Origin of the sequence: Pseudomonas farsensis, from assembly GCF_014268805.2 — a bacterium.
Taxonomy (GTDB): Bacteria; Pseudomonadota; Gammaproteobacteria; order Pseudomonadales; family Pseudomonadaceae; genus Aquipseudomonas; species Aquipseudomonas farsensis.
Genome location: NZ_JABWRF020000002.1, coordinates 560,017 through 582,568, shown reverse-complemented (window position 1 = coordinate 582,568; position 22,552 = coordinate 560,017). Strand labels below are relative to the sequence as shown.

General features: G+C 63.0%; 22 protein-coding genes. 10 read left to right on the top strand and 12 right to left on the bottom strand.

The genetic code is table 11. The annotated features are described in order from the left end of the window. Positions 1-3: 3 nt before the first annotated feature. From HU719_RS12005 to HU719_RS11975, 7 genes are all read right to left on the bottom strand, one after another. The gene (locus HU719_RS12005; RefSeq protein ID WP_186537496.1) at positions 4-927 is read right to left on the bottom strand and encodes an EamA family transporter; all 924 of its coding nucleotides are present in this window, start codon (positions 925-927) and stop codon (positions 4-6) included. A 176-nt stretch (positions 928-1,103) separates the two neighbouring features. Continuing rightward, positions 1,104-2,384, bottom strand: a complete 1,281-nt coding sequence (locus HU719_RS12000; protein WP_186518570.1) for a TRAP transporter large permease — start codon at positions 2,382-2,384, stop codon at positions 1,104-1,106. A 1-nt stretch (position 2,385) separates the two neighbouring features. Further along, on the bottom strand, positions 2,386-2,913 hold the full coding sequence (locus tag HU719_RS11995; RefSeq protein ID WP_186518572.1) for a TRAP transporter small permease: 528 nt from the start codon (positions 2,911-2,913) through the stop codon (positions 2,386-2,388). A gap of 66 nt (positions 2,914-2,979) precedes the next feature. Beyond that, positions 2,980-3,951 carry a TRAP transporter substrate-binding protein gene (locus HU719_RS11990; protein ID WP_186535226.1) on the bottom strand — a complete coding sequence of 324 codons (972 nt, stop codon included), beginning with the start codon at positions 3,949-3,951 and terminating at the stop codon, positions 2,980-2,982. 62 nt (positions 3,952-4,013) lie between these two features. Beyond that, positions 4,014-4,895, bottom strand: a complete 882-nt coding sequence (locus tag HU719_RS11985) for a glucurono-1,5-lactonase (protein WP_186518576.1) — start codon at positions 4,893-4,895, stop codon at positions 4,014-4,016. Between the two features lie 24 nt (positions 4,896-4,919). Then, entirely contained in the window at positions 4,920-5,726 is an 807-nt protein-coding gene (locus tag HU719_RS11980) for an NAD-dependent epimerase/dehydratase family protein (protein ID WP_186535224.1), read from the bottom strand. Positions 5,727-6,009: 283 nt separating this feature from the next. Next, a complete protein-coding gene (locus HU719_RS11975; RefSeq protein ID WP_186518580.1) occupies positions 6,010-7,248 on the bottom strand; it encodes an OprD family porin in 1,239 nt (412 codons plus the stop codon). Positions 7,249-7,723: 475 nt separating this feature from the next. Here HU719_RS11975 and hcnA point away from each other — a divergent pair, with 475 nt between their 5' ends. The 4 genes from hcnA to cfaB all read left to right on the top strand — a co-directional run bounded on the left by hcnA (position 7,724) and on the right by cfaB (position 11,987). Further along, positions 7,724-8,038, top strand: coding sequence for a cyanide-forming glycine dehydrogenase subunit HcnA (gene hcnA / locus HU719_RS11970; protein WP_186518582.1), 315 nt, complete (start codon positions 7,724-7,726; stop codon positions 8,036-8,038). Continuing rightward, positions 8,035-9,429: a cyanide-forming glycine dehydrogenase subunit HcnB gene (hcnB, locus tag HU719_RS11965; RefSeq protein WP_186535222.1), complete on the top strand. Its 1,395-nt coding sequence runs from the start codon at positions 8,035-8,037 to the stop codon at positions 9,427-9,429. The genes hcnA and hcnB overlap by 4 nt, the downstream gene beginning before the upstream one ends. A gap of 2 nt (positions 9,430-9,431) precedes the next feature. Then, entirely contained in the window at positions 9,432-10,679 is a 1,248-nt protein-coding gene (gene hcnC / locus HU719_RS11960; protein ID WP_186518585.1) for a cyanide-forming glycine dehydrogenase subunit HcnC, read from the top strand. Positions 10,680-10,802: 123 nt separating this feature from the next. Next, complete coding sequence (gene cfaB, locus HU719_RS11955; protein WP_186535220.1) at positions 10,803-11,987, top strand: C17 cyclopropane fatty acid synthase CfaB; 1,185 nt, start codon at positions 10,803-10,805, stop codon at positions 11,985-11,987. A gap of 3 nt (positions 11,988-11,990) precedes the next feature. Here cfaB and cls read toward each other — a convergent pair whose 3' ends face one another. Further along, complete coding sequence (cls, locus tag HU719_RS11950; protein ID WP_186535218.1) at positions 11,991-13,430, bottom strand: cardiolipin synthase; 1,440 nt, start codon at positions 13,428-13,430, stop codon at positions 11,991-11,993. A gap of 128 nt (positions 13,431-13,558) precedes the next feature. Between cls and HU719_RS11945 the strand changes: the two genes are divergently transcribed. Continuing rightward, positions 13,559-14,086, top strand: a complete 528-nt coding sequence (locus HU719_RS11945) for a DUF3617 domain-containing protein (protein WP_186518591.1) — start codon at positions 13,559-13,561, stop codon at positions 14,084-14,086. On the opposite strand, the gene folE2 is transcribed toward HU719_RS11945, so the two are convergent. After that, positions 14,087-14,968, bottom strand: a complete 882-nt coding sequence (gene folE2, locus HU719_RS11940; protein ID WP_186535216.1) for a GTP cyclohydrolase FolE2 — start codon at positions 14,966-14,968, stop codon at positions 14,087-14,089. Positions 14,969-15,084: 116 nt separating this feature from the next. Here folE2 and zigA point away from each other — a divergent pair, with 116 nt between their 5' ends. The 3 genes from zigA (at position 15,085) to HU719_RS11925 (ending at position 17,948) form a co-directional block, all read left to right on the top strand. Beyond that, complete coding sequence (gene zigA / locus HU719_RS11935; RefSeq protein ID WP_186535214.1) at positions 15,085-16,293, top strand: zinc metallochaperone GTPase ZigA; 1,209 nt, start codon at positions 15,085-15,087, stop codon at positions 16,291-16,293. Beyond that, on the top strand, positions 16,290-16,910 hold the full coding sequence (locus HU719_RS11930) for a DUF1826 domain-containing protein (protein WP_186535213.1): 621 nt from the start codon (positions 16,290-16,292) through the stop codon (positions 16,908-16,910). Before zigA ends, HU719_RS11930 begins: the two co-directional genes overlap by 4 nt. A gap of 66 nt (positions 16,911-16,976) precedes the next feature. Next, on the top strand, positions 16,977-17,948 hold the full coding sequence (locus HU719_RS11925; RefSeq protein WP_186535212.1) for a CobW family GTP-binding protein: 972 nt from the start codon (positions 16,977-16,979) through the stop codon (positions 17,946-17,948). 3 nt (positions 17,949-17,951) lie between these two features. On the opposite strand, the gene HU719_RS11920 is transcribed toward HU719_RS11925, so the two are convergent. Then, complete coding sequence (locus HU719_RS11920) at positions 17,952-18,344, bottom strand: DUF3301 domain-containing protein (protein WP_186518601.1); 393 nt, start codon at positions 18,342-18,344, stop codon at positions 17,952-17,954. 117 nt (positions 18,345-18,461) lie between these two features. On the opposite strand from HU719_RS11920, the gene pdxY reads away from it, so the two are divergent. Continuing rightward, positions 18,462-19,334 carry a pyridoxal kinase PdxY gene (gene pdxY, locus HU719_RS11915; RefSeq protein WP_186518603.1) on the top strand — a complete coding sequence of 291 codons (873 nt, stop codon included), beginning with the start codon at positions 18,462-18,464 and terminating at the stop codon, positions 19,332-19,334. A 154-nt stretch (positions 19,335-19,488) separates the two neighbouring features. Here pdxY and HU719_RS11910 read toward each other — a convergent pair whose 3' ends face one another. Beyond that, positions 19,489-19,974: an acyl-CoA thioesterase gene (locus HU719_RS11910; RefSeq protein WP_186518605.1), complete on the bottom strand. Its 486-nt coding sequence runs from the start codon at positions 19,972-19,974 to the stop codon at positions 19,489-19,491. Positions 19,975-20,298: 324 nt separating this feature from the next. On the opposite strand from HU719_RS11910, the gene HU719_RS11905 reads away from it, so the two are divergent. Beyond that, positions 20,299-22,059, top strand: a complete 1,761-nt coding sequence (locus HU719_RS11905) for a cation:proton antiporter (protein ID WP_186518607.1) — start codon at positions 20,299-20,301, stop codon at positions 22,057-22,059. A 63-nt stretch (positions 22,060-22,122) separates the two neighbouring features. Here the strand turns inward: HU719_RS11905 and HU719_RS11900 are convergent, their stop codons facing one another. After that, entirely contained in the window at positions 22,123-22,530 is a 408-nt protein-coding gene (locus HU719_RS11900) for an SMI1/KNR4 family protein (protein ID WP_186518609.1), read from the bottom strand. Positions 22,531-22,552 lie beyond the last annotated feature (22 nt).

The following is a 22,552-nucleotide window of genomic DNA, read 5'->3' as shown; positions in this document are numbered from 1 at the left end:
GGGTCAGTTGGCCCGGCGGTACGTCAGCAGCACGATGCCGCTCACCACCACGGCGCCGCCGAGCAGTTGCAGGTTGCCCAATTGCTGGCCCAACAGCGCCCAGCCCAGCAGCAGGGTGGCGATGGGTTCGACATTCATCACCGGGGCGTTCTGCGCCATGTTCAGCCGTGGCACGCAGACGAACAGCAAGGTGAACGCCACGCCATACAACACCACCAGACTTGCCAGGGCGACCCAGCCGGTGCTGCTGCCCGGCAGTGACAACCCGGACGGCATCACGCCGCTGGCGCCCGCCACCAGCATGCTGGAAAACACGATCAGCAAGGTCAGCAGGCTGCGCACCGGGCCGCGAACGCTGGCCAGCTTGTGGTCGGTTATCCACAGGGCACAGGCGAACGCGCAGGCAGCGCCGAAGGCCAGGCTCACGCCCAGCGCCCAGTGCGGGTTGGCGTCACTGCTGGCGGCCAGGCGCCCAGGCACATCCAGTGCCAGCACCAGGCCGCACAGGATCAACCCCATGAACAGCACCGTGCGCCCGGTCGGGCGCGCGCCGCCCAGCGCCCAGGTGAGCAGCGCCAGCAGCATCGGGAAGGTGTTGCCCACCAGTAACGCCAGCGCCACCGGAATGCGCGCCACGGCCGAATACAGGCACAGGCTCTGGGTGGCGATCAGCAGGCCCAGCAGCAATTGCCAGCGCCGCGTGCCGCTGGGCAGGCCGATGCTCTGGCGCTGCCACAGCAGCAGGCCGGCGAGCACCAGGAAGGTAATGCCCGAGCGGCACAAAATGGCCAGCAGCACGCCGGTGCCGTCATCGAAGGCGATGCGGGCGGCGACGTGGTTGGCAGCGAAGGAACACGCCAGCAGCGCCAACAGGGCGATGGCCAGCTTGCGTGGGAAAAGGGCAGGAGCCAGGGAGGTTACAGCCATGTGCAGAGTCCATTTTGCAAAACAGCGCTTTGCTAGCTGTGTGTAGGAGCGGCCTTGCGTCGCGAAAGGGCCGCGAAGCGGCCCCGGCATTATCTGCCTGGACGCCAAAAGGGGGCCGCTTCGCAGCCCTTTCGCGACGCAAGGCCGCTCCTACACATCCAGCGGGCGGCGCGGGTTTAAAGTACGACGCTAGGCAGCCACAGCGAAATCGCCGGAATGTAGGTCACCGCCATCAGCACCAGGAACAACGCCAGATAAAACGGCAGCAACGCCTTCACCGTGGCTTCGATACTGACCTTGCCGATCGCCGAGCCGACAAACAGCACTGCACCCACGGGCGGTGTGATCAGCCCGATGCCCAGGTTCACCAGCATGATCATGCCGAAGTGCACCGGGTCCACGCCGATACCGGTAATCACCGGCAGCAGGATGGGCGTGAGAATCAGGATCAGCGGCGCCATGTCCATCACTGTGCCCAGCAACAGCAGCATGAAGTTGATGCACATCAGGATCACATAGCGGTTGTCCGACAGGGTCAGGAACGCCGTGGTGATTTTCGACGGGATCTGCATCAGCGTCATCACGTAGCCGAAGCTTGCGGCAAAGCCGATCAGGATCATCACGATGGAGATGGTACGCACCGTGCGGTGCATCAACTTGGGCAGGTCGCGCCACTTGTAGTCGCGGTAGATGAACATGGTCACGAAGAACGACCACACCACGGCCACGGCTGCCGATTCGGTCGCGGTGAACACCCCGGACAGAATGCCGCCCAGAATGATGACCATGGCCATCAGCCCCCACAGCGCTTCGCCGGCAATCTTCAGCGCCTGGCGCAGCGGGATCACCTCGCCCTTGGGGTAGTTGCGCTTTTTCGCGAAGATCAGGCACAGGCCCATCATCACCGCGCTGAGCAGCAACCCCGGCATCACCCCGGCCATGAACAGCGAGGCAATCGACACCGTGCCGCCGGCCGCCAGCGAATACAGCACCGAGTTGTGGCTCGGCGGGGTCAGCAGCGCCTGCACCGAACCGCTGACGGTCACGGCAGTGGAGAACTCGCGCGGGTAGCCTTTGCGCTCCATCTCCGGGATCAGCACCGAGCCCACCGATGCAGTGTCGGCCACCGACGAGCCGGAAATGGCGCCAAAGAACGTCGAGGCCATGATATTGACCAGCGACAGCCCGCCCCGCACAAAGCCCACCAGCACCCCGGCGAAGGCCACCAGCCTGCGTGACATGCCGCCTTCGGCCATGATCGCGCCCGCCAGCACGAAGAACGGGATCGCCAGCAGCGAGAACTTGTTAACCCCGCTGGCCACCTGAATCATCATCGCTTGCAGCGGGATGTCGATCCACCAGGCGCCAATCAGTGCCGACAGGCCAAGGGCATAGGCCACTGGCATGCCGAGCAGAATCAGCAGGATAAAGCTGCCCAACAAAATGAATGCATCCATGTCAGGCCGCTCCTTCGCTTTCTTCGAAATGGTCGAAGCGCACGACCTTGCGCTGGCTCTGATCGCCCAGAAGCAGTTTTTCCACCACAAAAAACAGCGTCAGCACACCGCCAATCGGGATCGGCGCGTAGGTCATGCCCACGCGGATGCCTGGCAGCGACGCCAGCGACTGGTTCCAGGTGGTGATGCACAGCTTGGTGCCGTACCAGGTCATGAACACGCAGACCACGATCATCAGCACTTGCACCAGCACCGACAGCAGCCGGCGCGGGATGGGTGGCAGGCGGTCGGTGATCATCGCCACCGCCATGTGTGCCCCGGCGCGGTAGCTGGCGGCGGCGCCGACGAAGGTGAACACCACCATCAGCAGAATCGCCACCGGCTCTGGCCAACTGGAGCCGGTGCCCAGCACATAGCGGGCGAAGATGCCCCACGGGATGATCAGCGACATGGTCAGGATCGACAGGCCGGCGATCCAGATGCAGCCGCGATACAGCGTGTCGTTCACGCTCAGAAACAGTGATTTCATTGGCATCACCAAAGCGGCAGGGCGACGGGCGCCGCACTGCCGGGTTTGTCTTGGAAGGGGCCGGCTTTACTGGACGGCGTCGATACGCTTCATCAGGTCGGCGTAAGGCGCGCCGTATTTCTCGCGCACCGAGGCAGTGGCGTCATAGAACGGCTTCTTGTCGACGGTGATGAACTCGACACCGGCCGCCTTGAGTTTCTCTTCGCTGGCGGCGGACTTGGCATCCCACAGGGCGCGCTCTTCCATCTGCGCTTCGCGGGCGACCTTTTTCACCAGGGTTTGCTGCTCGGGGGTGAGCTTGTCCCAGGTGGTCTTGGACATCACCACCGGCTCCGGCAGGATCAGGTGGCCGGTGAGGGTGTAGTACTTGGCGCTCTGGTAGTGGTTGTGCTCGAGCAGCGTCGGCGGGTTGTTCTCGGCGCCGTCGATAACGCCGGTCTGCAGGGCGCTGAAGATCTCGCCGGTGTCCATGGCGATGCCGTTGCCGCCCATGGCGTTCATCATGTCGATGAACAGCGGGTTGCCTTGCACGCGGATTTTCATGCCCTTGAGGTCTTCAAGGCGGCGTACCGGTTTTTTCGTGTAGATGCTGCGCGAGCCGCCATCCATCCAGGCCAGGGCCACCAGGTTGAATTCGGAACTGGTGATCTTGTCGAGGATCTCCTGGCCGATCTCGCCGTCGATGATCTTGCGCATGTGCTCGTGGTCGCGGAACACGAACGGCATGTTGAACACGTTCACATCCGGCACCACCGGGCCGACGATGCCCAGGCTGACGCGGGTCATCTGCACGGCGCCAATCTGCGTCTGCTCGATCACTTCCTTCTCCGAGCCCAGCACGCCGCCGGCGAACATCTTGAAGGTGATAGCGCCATTGCTGGCCTGTTCGAGTTTTTTGCCCATGTTCTGTTCGGCGACCACGGTCGGGTAGCCGGCCGGGTGGATTTCGGCGAACTTGATGTCCAGCGCCGAGGCCGGCATGGCCAGGCTGAAGGTCAGCGGGAGTACGGCAAGAAGCAGCTTGCGTTTGAAAGTCATGATGAAACTCCGTGTTTTTTATTATCCGGTTTCGTTCGTGCAAGTGTTGGATGCCAGGGCGTTCAGCCTTGCCAGGCAGGCTCCTCCAAGCCTCGGGTGCCAGGGTTGAGGGCGAATACCCCACCGGCCAGCGGCTGGTCGCTGAGGTCGGTGTTGGCGGGGCGGATCGAGGTCACGTAGAGAGTGTCGAGGTTGGCGCCCCCGAAGGCGCACATGGCCGGTTTTTTCACCGGCACGTCCAGCGAGCGGTCGAGGCGCCCGTCCGGGGTGAAGCGGTGAATCTGCCCGGCGTCGTTGCCGCAGATCCAGTAGCAGCCGTCCTGGTCGACGGCGGCGCCATCGGGGCGGCCGGGGTATTCGCGCATATCGACGAACAGGCGTTTGTTGTGCGGCGTGGCGGTATCGATGTCGTAGTCGAAGGCCCAGATCTGCTGCACCTGGGGGTGCGAGTCAGACAGGTACATGCGCCGGCCGTCCGGGCTGAAGGCCAGGCCGTTGGGCACGATCATGCCGTCCTGTTGCAGGTGCAGGCGGCCTTCGCCGTCATGCCGGTACAGCGCGCCCACTGGCGCACCTTGTTGCATGTCCATGAGCATGGTGCCGGCCCAGAAGCGGCCTTGGCGGTCGCAGCGGCCATCGTTGAAGCGCATGCCGGGCTGGGCATGGGCAACGCTGCTCAGCAGGTGGCTGGCGAGGCTGCCGTCGGCCTGGGGGCGTAGCTGGAAGATGCCGCTTTCCATGCCGGCCACCCAGCCATGGGCGCTGCGGGCGATGCAGGCGAGCATCTGCTCGCCTTGCCACACCTGGTGCAGGCCATCGGCCAGTTGCCAGCGGTGCAGCTGGCGCGCGGGGATATCGACCCAGTACAGGGCCTGTTCGAGCGGGTGCCACACCGGGCTTTCGCCGGTGCCATTACGGGCATCGAGGATCAGTTCGCAGTTCATCGCCAGGCCTTCTGCGGTGCAGGGTCAGTTGAACGGGCCGGCCGCCGCGAAGGCGCCGCCCTGGTAGACCATGCTCGGATCATCGGCGGCTGGCGCCGGCTTGGCTTCGACGGCCGCGCGGAACACCTCGGAGGTGTCCTTGGGCTGGTAGCCCAAGTGCTCGGCATGGCGGTTGTCCCACCACACGGTGCGGTTGTCGGAGGCGCCGTAGACGATGGTGTGGCCGACATTGGCGGTAAACAGCCCGCGCTGGATCAGTTGCACCAGGTCGTCGTAGCTCAGCCAGGTGCAGAGCATGCGGGGGTTTTGTGGCTCGGGGAACGATGAGCCAATGCGGATGCTCACGGTTTCGATGCCGTAGCGGTCGAAGTAGAAGCTGGCAAGGTCTTCGCCGTAACACTTGGACAGCCCGTAGTAGCTGTCCGGGCGGCGTGGGGAGTGGGCGTCGATGCGCTCGTCCTGGCGGTAGAAGCCGATGGTGTGGTTGGAGCTGGCGAAGATGATGCGCTTGACGCCATGCTTGCGCGCGGCCTCGTAGACGTGGAACACGCCGCAGATATTCGGGCCGAGGATGGTTTCGAACGAGTGCTCGGTCGACACACCGCCAAAGTGGATGATGGCGTCTACGCCTTCGACCAGCGCGTGCACCGCCGCTTTGTCGGCGAGGTCGCAGGTGACCACTTCTTCGTCGGCACCGCGTGGCGGGTCCATGGGGCTGATATCAGAAAGGCGCAGGACCTCGGCAACGTCGTGCAGACGTTCGCGAAGGACCTTGCCCAGGCCGCCTGCGGCTCCGGTGAGCAGCAGGCGTTTGAAGGGAGTAGGGGTCATGGCCGGCTCTTTTGTTAATTGTTGTAAGTTGTCGTATGACTGCGAAGATTATCGACAGTGCGTTTGCAGGTTGTCAACGGGGCATGGTGGGCAGGTGATCAACTGTCCTGTACCAGCCCGGCTGAAATATTCCGCCGATCTAATGTTCTGGGTTACCTGCCAGGGCCTCATCGCAGGCTGGCGCCAGCTCCCACAAGATCAAGAGCAACGCGGCCCCTGTGGGAGCTGGCGCCAGCCTGCGATGAGGCCAGGACAGGCTTATAAACAACCGTCGAATCGCCTGTTACAAAAGTGACAACGGGTAATTGAATATCAGCCGGTTCTCATCGAACTCGTTATTGTTGAAATCGCGGCGGATCGAAGAGTTGCGCCATTTCACGCTGAGGTCCTTGAACGCCCCACTCTGGATCACATACGCAAGCTCGGTCTCGCGCACCCATTCCTTGCCGTCAGTCACGCTGCCGATACGCACGTCTTCGCCGCTGATATAGCGGTTCATCAAGGTCAGCCCCGGCACGCCGACCGTGACGAAGTTGAAGTCATGGCGCACCTGCCATGAACGCTCCTCGGCCAGGTCGAAGCTTGAGTTGTAGCTGTCGTTGGCCAGGGTCCCGCCGCTGGTGCCGTTGACCCGCATCCAGGTGTCGCCGTTGACCCGCTGCAAGCCCACCCAGAAGGTGTGCCCGGCGTACTTGGCCGAGAACATGCCCGAGTAGGTCTTGTTGTCCAGCTTGCCGGCCCGCGCCGCGCCGTCGTCATCGCCATGGAAATAGCCAAGGTTGGCGCCCAGGGTCCAGTCACCCAGCGGCTGGCTATGGCTCAGTTGCAGGTACTGCTGTTGGTACACGTCCTTGAGCTCGGCATTCCACACGCCAACCAACGTGCGCTTTTCATTGAAGGTGTACTCGCCACCGACAAAGTTGAAGCGGTCCGAAAGCCCGCCGCCGTAGCTCATGTCTTCCATGCTCGCGTCGTTGCGCGGGCTGTTGCCACGGAACTGGCCGCCATACAGCGTCAGCCCGGCCAGCTCACTGGACGTCACCTGCCCGCCACGGAAAGTCTGCGGCAGCGAACGGCCGTCATCGGAACGCAGAATCGGCAGCACCGGCATCCATTCGCCGATCTTCAGCTCGGTTTTGGATATACGCGCCTTGCCCGCTACCGCCAGGCGCCCGTAGTCATCGGCCGGCCGGCCATCCTGGTGGCGTGGCAACAGCCCGGTGCCGTAGGTGCCGCCGCCGCCGTCGAGCTTGACCGACCAGAGCCCAAGCACATCTGCACCAAACCCCACCGGCCCCTCGGTAAACCCGGAGCGGGCATCGAGGATGAAGCTCTGCGTCCATTCCTCCGCCTTGCTCTGCGAGTTGGCGGGGTTGGTGAAGTTGCGGTTGATGTAGAAGTTGCGCAACCCGAGCGTGGCCTTGGCATCGTCGACGAAGCCTGCGGCGAGGCCGGTGGCTGGCAGGCCACCGAGGACGCTGGCGCCGAGCAGGGCGAAGGGAAGGGTCTGGCCGATTTTCATTATTGTTGTGCTCCCTGGGGGTGTAGCTGCCCGTCCCCCGTGCACGCGTTGGCGCCGGAAGTTGGGGCGGTGGATACCGGGCCCGGCATGGGCCTTGGGTGAAATTACGGGTGAGCGGCGTCAGGTGCCCGAAGGGGGACACGACGGGTCGAAGAGGCGAGGGTTGCCGAGCAGGCGGTACGAGTGGCGTGCGAATGCAGTGCGGGATGTCGACATGAGGAGGTCCATTCTTTTGTTATTTTTGTTATCTGTTGTCGTACAACGTGGCGGATTATTATCAAGCGTTCAAGGGGCTGTCAACGGTGAGTTTGCATAGTCCTACGCCGCTTATCCGACTTTCCGCAACCTAGAGCCGCTGGTCGCTCTTCTATTATCGGAAACGCCTTACATGCCCGCTGACTGGCATGGATCAATGGCAGCAATCTGCGCTTGGCCTACTTTCTCGGACCTCACGTAAACCATGGATGAGAAAGTCATGACGACACTGCAGCGTTCACACGATATCCAACCCCTTGATCACCCGGATGTCACCTTGCAGCTCAATGGCCAACCGGTCGTTGCCGCTGCGGGTGAAACGGTGCTCAGCGTCCTCAGTGCGGTCGGCCTGCGCCAGGTGGCACGCAACGACCATGGCCAGGCCAGCGGCGCGTTCTGCGGCATGGGTGTTTGCCATTGCTGCCTGGTGCAGATCGACGGCCGGCCCAAGCGCCGGGCCTGTCAGACCGTGGTGCGCCCTGGGATGCAGGTGCAAACCCAGGTGAACGCGGTCGCCGGGGAGGGCCAGCCATGAGCTTGCGTCCTGTGATCGTTGGCGGTGGGTCGGCTGGCATGGGCGCCGCCATCGAATTCGCCGCACATGGCGTCGACAGCCTGCTGTTCGACGAAGCCTCGCGTGCAGGCGGTGTGGTGTATCGCGGCCCGCTGCGCGCGGGGGTGGACCTCGGTTACCTCGGCTCGCGCTACGCCAAGGCGCTGACCGCGTTGCATGAAGACTTTGCCGCCAGTGCCGAGCATATCGACCTGCGCCTGAACCACCGCGTGGTGGGCGGCGATGACCAGCGACTGATGGTGCTCGACGGCGACGAACGCCTGCACGAAATCGACTATAGCCACCTGGTGCTGGCCGCCGGCTGCCACGAGCGCAATGTGCCGTTCCCTGGCTGGACGCTGCCAGGGGTGATGCTGCTGGGCGGCTTGCAATTGCAGATCAAGAGCGGGGTAGTGAAGCCATTGGGCAGCACCTTGATTGCGGGCACCGGGCCGCTGCTGCCGCTGGTCGCCTGCCAGCTGCACGCGGCGGGCGCCAAGGTGGCGGGCGTCTACGAGGCCTGCGCATTCAACCGCATCGCCCGCGAAAGCCTGGCACTGCTCAACAAGCCGCAGTTGTTCCTCGACGGCCTGAGCCTGCTGGCCTACATGAAGCTCAATGGCATCCCCATGCACTACGGTTGGGGCGTGGTCGGTGCCAGCGGGGACGATGAGCTGCGCGAAGTCAGTGTGGCGCCCTATACCGCTGACTGGAAGCCGGACATGACCCGCGTGCAGCGCGAACCGGTGCAAACCTTGGCGGTGGGCTACGGTTTCATTCCGCGCACCCAGCTCAGCCAGCAATTGGGCTTGGCCCACGGGTTCAGTGCCGACGGCTACCTGCGCGCCGAGTGCAATGTGTGGCAGCAAAGCAGCCGCCCAGAGGTCCACCTGGCGGGCGACATGGCCGGTATTCGGGGTGGCGAGGCGGCAATGCTCACCGGGCGTATCGCTGCGGTGTCGGTATTGCTGCAAATGGGCAAGCTGGACGCAGCGCAAGCCATCGAACTGCGTGAGCGCTACCTCGGCAAGCTGGCGGCGATCGGGCGCTTCCGTGCCGGCGTCGAGCGCTTCACCGCCCGTGGCGCTGCGCAAGTCGAACTGCCCCAGGCCGAGACGGTGATCTGCCGTTGCGAACACGTCACCCGCGAGCAGATCGACCTTGCCCTGGAGCAGGGCGTGCAGGACATGGCCAGCCTGAAGATGCGCACCCGCGTGAGCATGGGCGACTGCCAGGGCCGCATGTGCGTCGGCTACTGCAGCGACCGCCTGCGCACCGCCACCGGGCGCAAGGATGTGGGCTGGCTGCGGCCACGCTTCCCGATTGACCCGATTCCATTTTCTGCATTCGAACACTTGGGCACGGAGGCCTGAACATGGCTAAGCATTACGACATCATCATTGCCGGCGGCGGCGTGATCGGCGCCTCGTGCGCCTACCAGCTGTCCAAGCGCAAGAACCTGCGTATCGCGCTGATCGACAGCAAGCGCCCTGGCAACGCCACCCGCGCTTCGGCCGGCGGCCTGTGGGCCATCGGCGAGTCGGTGGGGCTGGGCTGCGGGGTGATCTTCTTTCGCATGATGTCCTCGCGCAGCAAGCGCGAGGCCAATGGCGCGGCGGTGGTGGTCGATTCCAGCACGCCGCATATCCTGCCGCAGTGCTTCTTCGACTTTGCCTTGCAGTCCAACGCGCTTTATCCACAGCTGCACGAAGAGCTGATCGAGCGCCACGGGATGGACTTCAAGTTCGAGCACACCGGCCTCAAGTACATCATTCAGGACGAAGAGGACCAGCTGTACGCCCAGCACATCGTCAGCCATATTCCGCACCTGGCTGATCAGGTGCGCTGGCTCGACCAGGCGGCCTTGCGCGCAGCCGAGCCGGGCGTCACCGAGCATGCCCATGGCGCGCTGGAGTTTCTTTGCGATCACCAGGTCAGCCCGTATCGCCTGGGCGACGCCTTCATGGAAGCGGCGCGGCAGAATGGCGTCGACCTGTACCCCAACGTCAATGTGACTGGCGTGCTGCATCAGGGCGGGCGTATCAAAGGTGTGCAAACCGCGGAGGCTGGTGAGTTCCACTGCGAGACCTTGATCAACGCTGCCGGCGCCTGGGCGGCCGAGCTGAGTGAATGGGCCACCGGGCAGAGCATTCCGGTCAAGCCGGTGAAAGGGCAGATTGTGCTGACCGAGCGCCTGCCGCGCCTGCTCAATGGCTGTATCACCACCAGCGACTGCTACATGGCGCAGAAGGACAACGGCGAAATCCTGATTGGCAGCACCACCGAGGAGAAGGGCTTCGACGTCAGCAACACCTTCCCCGAGATCAACGGCCTGGTGCAAGGCGCTATCCGCTGCCTGCCGGAGCTGGCCAAGGTCAACCTCAAGCGCACCTGGGCGGGGTTGCGCCCAGGCTCGCCGGACGAGTTGCCGATTCTCGGGCCGGTGGACCACATCCACGGGTACTACAACGCCTGTGGGCATTTCCGCACCGGCATCCTGACGTCGGCCATCACCGGCGTGATGCTGGATAAAGTTATCCACAACGAACCGCTGCCGCTGGATATCACACCCTTTCTGGCGTCTCGTTTCGCAGAAGATCAACGCAAAGCCGCCATTGGCTGAGCCCGCGCTTGTGCGCACGGTGGGGGCTGCTCGACGGCCCCCGCTGTGTGAATGAACTACCCTGATGCGGTGACGTCGTTAACTGTAAGGCGACGTCCCGTCATCGATTGGGGAGGGTCATGAATGCTTGCGCAACTTCCACCCGCATTGCAGAGCCTGCACTTGCCGCTACGCGTGAAACTGTGGGACGGCAACCAGTTCGACCTGGGGCCAAACCCTCAGGTCACCATCGTGGTCAAGGAACCCCAGCTGATCGCACAGCTGACCCATCCGAACCTTGAACAGCTTGGTTCAGCCTTCGTCGAAGGCAAGCTGGAGCTTGAGGGTGATATCGGCGAGGTAATCCGCGTTTGTGATGAACTCAGCGACGCCTTGCTCAAGGATGCAGAAGATGTGCTGCCGGTGCGCTGCGCCCATGACAAACGCACCGACGCCGAGGCGATTTCCTACCATTACGACCTGTCCAACGACTTCTACCAGCTATGGCTGGACCCGGACATGGTCTACTCCTGCGCGTACTTCAAGGAGCCAGACAATACCCTGGCGCAAGCCCAGCAAGACAAGTTCGACCACCTGTGCCGCAAGCTGCGCCTGCAAGCCGACGACTACCTGCTGGATGTGGGCTGCGGCTGGGGCGGGCTGGCGCGGTTCGCCGCGCGCGAGTACGGGGCGAAGGTGTTCGGCATCACCCTGAGCAAGCAGCAACTGAAGCTGGCGCGCCAGCGGGTCAAGGAGGAAGGCCTGGCCGGCAAGGTCGAGTTGCAGATCCTCGATTATCGCGACCTGCCCCAGGACGGGCGTTTCGACAAGGTGGTCAGTGTCGGCATGTTCGAGCACGTTGGCCACGCCAACCTCGAACTGTATTGCCAACGCCTGTTCGCTGCGGTGCGTGAAGGTGGCCTGGTGATGAACCATGGCATCACTGCCAAGCATGTAGATGGCCGCCCGGTGGGGCGTGGTGCGGGCGACTTCATCGACCGCTATGTGTTCCCCCACGGCGAGCTGCCGCATATTTCGATGATCACAGCGCGCATCTGCGAAGCGGGGTTGGAGGTGGTGGACGTCGAAAGCCTGCGCCTGCACTACGCCAAGACCCTCAACCACTGGAGCGAAAACCTCGAGAACCAGCTACACCGCGCCGCCGCGCTGGTGCCTGAGAAAACCCTGCGTATCTGGCGCCTGTACCTGGCCGGGTGTGCCTACGCCTTCACCAAGGGCTGGATCAACCTGCACCAGATCCTTGCGGTAAAACCCTTTGCCGATGGCCATCACCAGCTGCCCTGGACGCGCGACGACATGTACCGCTGAAACTCACAGGATGGGTGAAATCAACCGCGCGATGCGCATGCCCAACTGCTGCAGGCGGTGGGTATCGCGGCTGTCTTCGGCGGTAATTTCCCGGGCCTGCTCGAAGTCCTCGGTGAGCATCTGTTCCACCTGGTCGGCAAACGCCCGGTCGACGGTGAGCAGGGTGATTTCGAAGTTCAAGCGGAACGAGCGGTTATCCAGGTTGGCACTGCCGATGGCGGTGATTTCATCGTCCACCAGCACCACTTTTTGGTGCAAAAAGCCCGGCTGATACCTGAACATGCGCACCCCCGCGCGTACTGCCTCGAAGGCGAACAGGCTGGAGGCGGCATAGACGATGCGGTGGTCGGGCCGCGACGGGATGAGGATGCGCACATCGACCCCGCGCAGCACGGCCAGGCGCAGGGCGGCGAAGATGGCTTCGTCGGGAATGAAGTACGGGCTGGTGATCCACACTCGGCGGGTGGCGCAATGGATTGCCTCGAGAAAGAACAGCGCACAGGTTTCCTGCGGGTCGGCCGGGCCGCTGGCCAGTGCCTGGCACAGCACGCCGTCCTCGGGGTAGGTGTCGGGCAGAATCAGCGGGGGGAGCTGGCGCGTGGCCCAGTACCAGTCTTCGGCAAACGACTCCTGCAAGCAGGCCAGCACCGGGCCGCAGATCTGCACATGGGTATCGCGCCATGGCGACAGTTGCGGGTGCGCACCGAGGTATTCGTCCCCCACGTTGTGCCCACCCATGAAGCCCAGCACCCCGTCCACCACCACGATCTTGCGGTGGTTGCGGAAGTTGACCTGAAAGCGGTTGAACCAGCCACGGCGGGTGGCAAAGGCTTGGATCTGCACGCCACCGTCGCGCAGCGTCTGGCTGTAGCGCGCCGGCAAGGCATGGCTGCCGACGCGGTCATACAGCACGAACACCCGCACCCCTTCGGCGGCCTTGCGCAGCAACAGCTGCTGCAACTGCTGGCCGAGGTTGTCGTCGTGGATGATGAAGAATTGCACCAGCACCGTATCGCGGGCGCGTTCGATGGCGGCGAAAATGGCCGCGAAGGTGGCCTCACCGTTGATCAGCAGCTTCACTTCGTTGTTGGCCAGGCACGGCATGCGCCCAAGCTTGGGCAGTGCGCGCAGGGCGGCGTAGCTGTCGGACTCGCGCGCGGTCAGGGCCTCTTCCACCCAAGGCCGCCAGTTGAGGCTGGCCATGGCCACGTGCATTTCCTGGTTGGCCTGGCGCCGGGCCTGGATGTAGGCATAGAAAGAGCGTGCGCCGAACACCAGGTACGGGATCAGTGCCAGGTAAGGAATGAAGAACAGCGGCATGGCCCAGGCGATGGCGCCTTGGGCGGTGCGCACGGTAAACACGGCGTGCAGCGCGGCGACGATGCCGAGCAGGTGGATAACTCCGAGCACGTAGCCGAAAAAGTAGGGGCTGTGGTAATCCATATGCATCCTGCTTGCCGTTGGCACCTGCCTAACAGACCACGTTCATGGGGTTGGCTGCAACCCGCAGGCATAATTGGCGTCTAACGGCACAGTCCGGCCAGAGCCGGTATTTCGAGGAGCACTGATCCATGAAGATTCGTCTGCCACTGCTTGCCCTGGCCCTGGGGTTGGGCAGCCCGCTGGTCCACGCGCAGATGCTGCAACCCGGCTTGTGGGAACTGACCACCAGCAACATGCAGGTCGATGGCAAGCCGCTACCGGACATGGAGTTCATGCTCGGCCAGATGAAAAACCTGCCGCCTGAGCAGCGCGCGATGATGGAAGGCGTGCTGGCCAAGCAAGGCATCAGCGTGGGCGGCAAGGGCGTGCGTTCGTGCCTGACGCCGGAGCAAGTGAAGACTGACGATATTCCGCTTCAGGACCCGCAATCCGGCTGCACGCAGAAAATCACCGAGCGCAACGGCAATGTCTGGAAGTTCGAGTTCAGCTGCCCTAAAGCTCAAGGCCAAGGCCAGGCAACCTTCCTCAGCGACCGCGAGTTCCTGACCAAGGTGAACGGCACCTTCAATGCTTCTGGGGTGCAACAGCAAGGCAGCATGGATACCCGCGCTGTTTGGCTGGGCAACGACTGCGGTACGGTAAAACCCCGCAGCTGATCACCACCGCCAGTGGCTGGCGGCTACCGCGTCGTGGGCATGCAGGCTTTCTGCATGTTCCACGCGCAATTTGAACGCCGCGATGCCCGGCATCTGGCGCAGCGCCCGGTGCAAGCGCCGCGCCGCATCCTCACAGAACATCAGGTTTTGCCCGTTGGCCAAGGCGAAGGCCTGTTCGTCTGCGCGCTTCACAGCGGTTTGCACCGCAGTGCCCAACGCCGTTTCAGCGCGCTCGATAAAGGCTTTGATGTCCAGCTCACCTTCGCCCAACCGCACATGCAAACGGGCAAGGCTACGCTGGCTATGCGGGGTGGCGACCACGCCGTTGCTGCTGCCGAGCCAGTCGCGCACGCTTTGCCGGCCCAGCTGCTGCGCCGGGAAGTCGCTGTCGAACTGCGCCTGAATCAGCTGGCGCGCCAGTGCAGCCGAGCACGGGCAGGTGGATGAATAGGCGATATCCACTGAGTGTTCCACGTGGAACATGCCGTTTTCCAAGCTCGCATTAACCGTGATTGGGTAGTGCTTCCAGCCTGCCAGCGGGCTGACCAGCGCTGGGCGCTTGAGTAGATGGTCGAACCGCAATTGCAGGTAGGCGCGGTTGGACAGGCCTTGGTGGCTGCCCAGAAATTGCTCCAGCACCCCTCGCAGCACTGGGCGGCTCAACGGCTGTTGCTCCAACGCTTCCAACGCGAGGTAAAGCCGCGACATGTGAATGCCGCGAGCCGTGCCGTCGTCCAGGCTTACCCCAGCATCGGCCCGTGCACTCAAGCAACCGCCCTCCACCACGATTGGCAGTGCAATGCCGCACATGCCGACCCAATCCAGTGGCTGAGATTGATCGCTGCTCTGCGCGGCGACATCGGGAAGGGCCAGGCTAGTCATGGTTTGTTTCCTTGGAGGCGACCGTTGGTGAAGCTGGGTTGGCGAAAGTGTATTGTTATACTATAACATTGTGCAAACGCATCGCTTCGAATGCGCCTGCCCGATGAGGTTCGTCAATGCCCAACCGTCTTCCTGTCACCGTGCTGTCCGGTTTTCTCGGCGCCGGCAAAAGCACCTTGCTCAACCATGTGCTGCGCAACCGCGAAGATCTGCGGGTTGCGGTGATCGTCAACGACATGAGTGAAATCAACATCGATGCCAGCGAGGTGCAGCGCAACGTCAGCCTGAACCGCGCCGAGGAAAAACTGGTAGAGATGAGCAATGGCTGCATTTGCTGCACCCTGCGCGAGGACCTGCTCGAAGAGGTGGCGCGGCTGGCCGCAGAAGGCCGCTTCGACTACCTGCTGATCGAGTCCACCGGCATCGCCGAGCCGCTGCCGGTGGCCGAAACCTTTACCTTTCGCGATGAACAAGGCCGCAGCCTTTCCGATATGGCGCGGCTCGACACCATGGTCACGGTGGTCGACGGGCTGAACTTCATGCGCGATTACCAGGCCGCCGACAGCCTGGCCAGCCGTGGCGAGAGCCTGGGTGAGGATGACGAGCGTTCGATCAGCGACCTGCTGATCGAACAGGTCGAGTTCGCCGACGTGCTGCTGCTGAGCAAGATCGACATGATCAGCCAGCACGAGCGCGAGGAACTGACGGCTATCCTGCGCAGCCTCAACGCCCGTGCGCAAATCGTGCCGATGGTAATGGGCGAAGTAGCGCTGTCGCGCATCCTCGATACCGGGCTGTTCGACTTTGACCAGGCGTCGCAAGCGCCGGGCTGGCTGCAGGAGCTGCGCGGCGAACACGTGCCCGAGACCGAAGAGTACGGCATCGCCGCCAGCACCTGGCAGGCGCGCCGGCCCCTGCACCCGCAGCGCTTCTACGACTTTATCAACAGGCCGTGGAGCAACGGCCGGTTGCTGCGTTCCAAAGGGTTCTTCTGGCTGGCCAGCAAGTACGAGGAGGCGGGCAGTTGGTCCCAGGCTGGCGGCATGATGCGCCATGGCATGGCCGGGCGCTGGTGGCGGTTCGTTCCCCGCGAGCACTGGCCACAGGACGAAGAAAGCACCGCTGCCATCCTCAAGCAGTGGGCGGTCGAGACCGGCGATTGCCGCCAGGAGCTGGTATTCATCGGGCAGAACATCGACTTTGCCAAGTTATCCACAGAGCTGGACGCGTGCCTGTTGACCGAAGCAGAAATGGTGCTGGGCCCGCAGGCCTGGCGCGAACTGCCTGACCCGTTCGGCCCGTGGTTCGAAGAGGTGGCTGCATGACGGCTGTGGATATCTCGCACATCTTCGGCCCCTCGCCTCAGGTAATGACCGACATCCTGCGTGACGGCGTCAACCTGGCGGTGTGGCAGCGGCAGTTGCCCGTTCAGGTGCAGGACTTTTCCGCGTTGGTGCTCAGCCTGGGCCACACCTTTGCCGACGAACGGGTTATCGAGGTAGACGAGCAGCAGCCACCGCAACTGCCCGGCCTGCTGCGCGAGGCGGCGGAACTGTATGGCTATGAGAGCTTCGTCGCCGATGTGGCTTGGCTGATATCCGCCTACACCTGCCTCGTCGGGGCGCGCCGGGTGGGGCTGCGGCTGCGCGTGCTCGATGGCGCGATGTGCCCGCGTTTTCACGTCGACCATGTACCGCTGCGGTTGCTCAGCACCTACAGCGGGGCAGGCAGTGAATGGCTGGAAGAGGGTGCGATTGATCGCCAGCACTTGGCCAGCCAACTGCCGCCTGTGGATAACATAAGGCAGCTGGTGCCGGGTGATGTGGCGCTGCTCAAAGGCGAGAAATGGCAGGGCAACGAAGGTGCAGGCGTTGTCCACAGGTCGCCGCAAACCCCAGCCGGCGAGCGGCGCTTGCTGCTGAGCCTGGACTGGCTGGCATGAAGCGCGGTCACCCATAGGCATTGGCGCGGGGTAGACTGGCGCCAAACCTGAGGCGAAACCAAGGCCATGCTGCAGAACATCCCCACCCATGTCATCGCCGGCCCGTTGGGCGCTGGCAAGACCAGCCTGATCCGCCAGTTGTTCGCACAACGGCCAGCGGGTGAGCGTTGGGCTGTGCTGGTGAATGAGTTCGGGCAGATCGGCCTGGACGCAGCACTCATGGCGCAGGGCGATGACGGCATCGCCATTGGCGAAGTGGCGGGTGGCTGCCTGTGCTGCGTCAACGGCATGCCATTCCAGGTGGGCCTGGGCCGACTGCTGCGCAAGGCACGCCCTGACCGCGTGTTCATCGAGCCATCCGGGCTCGGCCATCCGCACCAGCTGTTGATGCAACTGGCGCAGGCCCCTTGGGCCGGTGTGCTGGCTGTGCAGCCGCTGCTGATGGTGCTCGATGCCCAGGCTCTGGCCAGGGGTGAGCCGCTGCCCGATGCGCAGCAGGCTGCATTGCCCGCCTGTGCGTTGCTGGTGTTCAACAAGTCGCGTGCCGTGAATGAGCACAGCCGCCTGTTGATAACCCACAGGTTCGCCGACGTTGCGGCCTACTGGACCGAAAATGGTGAGCTGCCGCTGAATCTTGTGCCGGGCTTTTCCACAGGTGCAACTCGCTCGCCAGGTGTGGAAAATCTGCCTGTGGACAACCTGCAAGGCAGTATGCCGGCCCTGTGGACAGATGTTGACCAGCCGATCTGCCAGGCACAGCTAGGTGAAGGCGGTTGGAGCGTGGGTTGGCGCTGGCACCCCAGTCAGCGCTTCGATGCACAGTTGCTGCGTGATGCCTTGAATAAGTGGCCGTGGCAGCGGGCCAAAGGGGTTATCCACAGCGGTGACGGTTGGCAGTCGTTCAATGCCGTGCCCGGCAGCGACGCCCTTTGGCAACCCAGCGAATGGCGGCAGGACTCCCGGCTTGAGCTTATCTTCGCCGAGCAGCAGCCATTGCCGGTTTTACAGGCGGCATTGGCTGCCTGCCGTTTGGGCTGACGTTCAATTGCCCCAGCGGTTGTGCTCCTGACGCCACTGCTGCATCTCGATAACATTGCCGGTGCGCGGCGGGGTCTTGATCTCGAACGGGTAGGGCGCCAGTTCGATCTGCATGGTGTGGGCGCCGAACTGGGTCACGGTACCTGGGTGGCGCTGCTCACCGGTCACGGTGAACTCGAAGTTGTAGATGCGCGCCAGGCGCTTGCGGCCATTGGCATCGCGCACAAAGCCGATGCGCTTGAGCGCCACGGCATCGTCGAGCAGTTCGAGGTCGAGCTTGGCGCAATGCTGCTTGACCCGCGCCAGGGCCTTTTCACGCAGCCCATGGTTGTGCCACAGCCAGGCGCCTGCGGCCGCCACCAGCATCAGGACGAAAAGGTTTTCCAGGGTCAGCATTTGCGTTAGCTCCAGACAGGTCGATCCAGCTTAACTGCGTCTCTGGCCTGTCGTACAGGTGGCATTCGGGTTCATACTGCGGCCCGCCTATTTGTTCACAGTTTCGGAATTATCTGCATGAAACGTACACCGCACCTGCTCGCCATCCAGTCCCACGTCGTCTTCGGGCACGCCGGCAACAGCGCCGCGGTGTTTCCCATGCAGCGGGTCGGGGTCAATGTCTGGCCGCTCAACACCGTGCAATTCTCCAACCACACACAGTATGGACAGTGGGCGGGCGAAGTGCTTGCTCCGGCGCAAATTCCTGCGTTGGTGGAAGGCATTTGCAACATCGGCGAATTGGGCAACTGTGATGCGGTGCTGTCGGGCTACCTGGGCAGCGCCGAACAGGGCCGGGCGATTCTTGCCGGGGTGGCGCGCATCAAGGCGGCCAACCCCAAGGCGCTGTACTTGTGTGACCCGGTGATGGGCCACGCCGAGAAGGGCTGCATCGTGCCGGCTGAAGTAGGCACGTTCCTGCTCGATGAAGCGGCAGCGCAGGCCGACATTCTGTGCCCCAACCAGCTTGAGCTGGACAGCTTCTGCGGGCGCCGTGCGCAGTCGCTGCAAGACTGCGTGGCCATGGCCCGCAGCCTGCTGGCCCGCGGTCCGCAGGTGGTGCTGGTGAAACACCTGAACTACCCCGGCCGCGCCGACGACAGTTTTGAAATGCTGCTGGTGACGGGCGAAGGCAGCTGGCACCTGCGCCGCCCATTGTTGGCCTTCCCGCGCCAGCCGGTGGGCGTTGGCGACCTGACTTCAGGCCTGTTCCTGGCGCGCGTGCTGCTGGGCGACGACTGGCTGCAAGCGTTCGAGTTCACCGCCGCGGCTGTGCACGAGGTACTGCTGGAAACCCAGGCCTGCACCAGCTACGAGCTACAACTGGTGCGGGCCCAGGACCGCATCGCCCACCCGCGCGTGCGCTTCGAGGCGCAGCGCCTGGCGATCTGAAAAACCTCACAATCGACGCGGTCTCTTGTAGGAGCGGCCTTGTGCCGCGAAAGGGGCGCGTAGCGGCCCCAGCGATTCTGCATGATGCGCAGCTACTGGGGCTGCTGCGCAGCCCTTTCGCGACACAAGGCCGCTCCTACAGTGGGTAGTCCGCTCAGATCGAGTCGGTCTTCAGGTTCTGGTAGCGCTGCTCCAGTTCCTGGCGGATCTGGCGGCGCTGCTGGCCCTGCAAGAAGCGCCGTTTCTCTTCACTGTTGAGCGGCTGGCGCGGTGGCACCGGGACCGGGCGGCGGTTGTCGTCCACCGCAACCATGGTGAAGAAGCAGCTGTTGGAATGGCGCACCGAGCGCTCGCGGATGTTCTCGGTCACCACCTTGATACCCACCTCCATCGAGGTGTTGCCGGTGTAGTTGACCGAGGCCAGGAAGGTCACCAACTCACCCACATGCACAGGCTCGCGGAAAATGACCTGGTCCACGGACAACGTCACGACATAGCTGCCGGCATAACGGCTGGCGCACGCATAGGCCACTTCGTCCAGGTACTTGAGCAGGGTGCCGCCGTGTACGTTGCCAGAGAAGTTGGCCATGTCCGGGGTCATCAGGACGGTCATCGACAACTGGGCGTTTCCAGGTTCCATAGAGAGCTCACGGTGAAATTGCGCTGAAACGGGGCTGGTATCTGCTGACACTTCTGGTTCCCCTCTTTGAGGTTGCCCATCCTGGTACGGGACGTCGGCTGACGCTCCATCGTCACGCTGACCCTGCCGTCTACGCTGTACAGACGGCGGATCTGTTTCCGCATATTGCACAGGCAATGTGCGGTCAGGCGCGATGTTAACCTGACAAAGCCCACGCAACGTGGGCTTTTCCACTTATCACTACAGTATGTGTCTGCTTCATGCGCCAGCGTTTCTGGCCGAGGAGTGGTCGGTCCGTGCATCGAGACAAGGAGTATTCACGCCATGCATGCCATAAGTTTCATCCAGGATCTGGCCGTGATAATGCTGGTCGCCGGCGTGGTGACCATCCTTTTTCATCGTCTCAAGCAGCCCGTGGTACTGGGCTACATCGTTGCCGGGTTCATTATCGGCCCGCACACGCCGCCGTTCGGCCTGATCCACGATGAAGACACTATCAAGACCCTCGCCGAGCTGGGGGTGATCTTCCTGATGTTCTGCCTGGGCCTGGAATTCAGCCTGCGCAAGCTGTTCAAGGTGGGTGCCACGGCCTTCATCGCCGCCTTCCTCGAAATCGTGCTGATGATCTGGATCGGCTTCGAGATCGGCCGCTGGTTCGGCTGGAATACCATGGACTCGCTGTTCCTCGGCGCTATCCTGGCGATTTCCTCGACCACCATCATCGTCAAGGCGCTCAACGACTTGAAGATGAAAAACGAGCGCTTCGCGCAGTTGATTTTCGGCGTGCTGATCGTCGAGGACATCCTCGGCATCGGCATCATCGCGCTGCTATCGGGCATCGCGGTCAGTGGCACGGTCAGCTCGGGCGAAGTGTTCTCCACCGTCGGCAAGCTGTCGCTGTTCATGATCGTCGCGTTGGTCATCGGCATCCTGCTGGTGCCGCGCCTGTTGGCCTACGTGGCCAAGTTTGAAAGTAACGAGATGCTGCTGATCACTGTGCTGGGGCTATGCTTCGGCTTCTGCCTGCTGGTGGTCAAGCTGGAATACAGCATGGTGCTGGGGGCCTTCCTGATTGGCGCAATCATGGCCGAATCGCGCCAGTTGCTGAAAATCGAGCGCCTGATCGAACCCGTTCGCGACCTGTTCAGCGCAATTTTCTTCGTCGCCATCGGCCTGATGCTCGACCCGAGCATTCTGGTCGAATATGCCTGGCCGATCGTGGTCATCACCTTTGCGGTGGTGCTGGGCAAAATGCTTTCGTGCGGCATGGGCGCGTTCATTGCCGGTAATGACGGGCGCACTTCGCTGCGGGTGGGCATGGGCCTTTCACAGATTGGCGAATTTTCCTTCATCATCGCCGCGTTGGGCATGACCCTGCAGGTCACCAGCGACTTCCTGTACCCGGTGGCGGTGGCCGTGTCGGTCATCACCACGCTGCTCACACCCTATTTGATCCGCGCCGCCGACCCGCTGTCGATCAGCCTGGGCAAGGTGGTGCCAAGCCGCCTGTCGCGGGTCTTGTCGCTTTACGGCGAATGGCTGCGCAGTATTCAGCCCCAAGGTGAGGGCGCCATGCTGGCGGCGATGATCAGGCGCATTTTGTTGCAGGTGGGCGTCAACCTGGCGCTGGTGATCGCGATCTTCTTCAGCGGCGGTTATTTTGCCGAGCGTATCGGCTTGCAACTGAGCGAGTGGTTGGGTGATGTCGGCCAGCAGAAGGCAATGATCTGGGGCGCGGCCTTGCTGCTGTCGCTGCCGTTCCTGATTGCGGCGTATCGCAAGCTCAAGGCGCTGTCGATGCTGTTGGCAGAGATGGGCGTCAAGCCGGAAATGGCGGGGCGGCATACGCAGCGGGTTCGGCGTGTAGTGGCCGAAGTGATCCCGTTGATCTCGCTGCTGGTGATCTTCCTGCTGCTGTCGGCGCTTTCGGCCAGCATTCTGCCAACCAGCGAACTGCTGCTGGTGATCGTGGTGGTAGCGGCGGGGGTGGTGGCGGTGCTGTGGCGCTGGTTCATCCGCGTTCATACGCGCATGCAGATTGCCCTGCTGGAAACACTGGAGAACAGCCGCGACCATACGCACTGAGCAAACGCGTCGCCAGGCCGTTGAAGCCTGGCGACGGCATTGTGCGGACGGCCTTGGGGGTGTTCAGCTTTCCAGCCAGACATCCCGCGCCCAGTGCCACACCGATTCCCAAGTCTCTTCGGTGACGATTTCTTCCTCGCCCGACCACAGCACCACGGTGCCGTCTTCTTCGACGCAGTAGTAGTCCTCGCCGTCCTGGCAGATCGGGATCAGCTCGCGCGGTACACCGCTGTCCCAGGCGTTGGACGCCACATCCGGCAGGTAGGTGTGCGACTGCGGGTCGGTCACGGTCACCGGTTCCAGGCTGCCATAGACCACATCGCTGACGGTGAGCAGGTATTCCTTGAACACGAAGGGGATGTTGATGAACAGCTGTTCTTCGATCTCGACCAGTTGGTCCTCGTCGGGAAGCTCCAGCGGTACAGGCACCGGTTCGTTCGCTTCACGGAGTTGTTCAATCACTTCTTCCACGGTTCACATCCTCTAGCCTTGA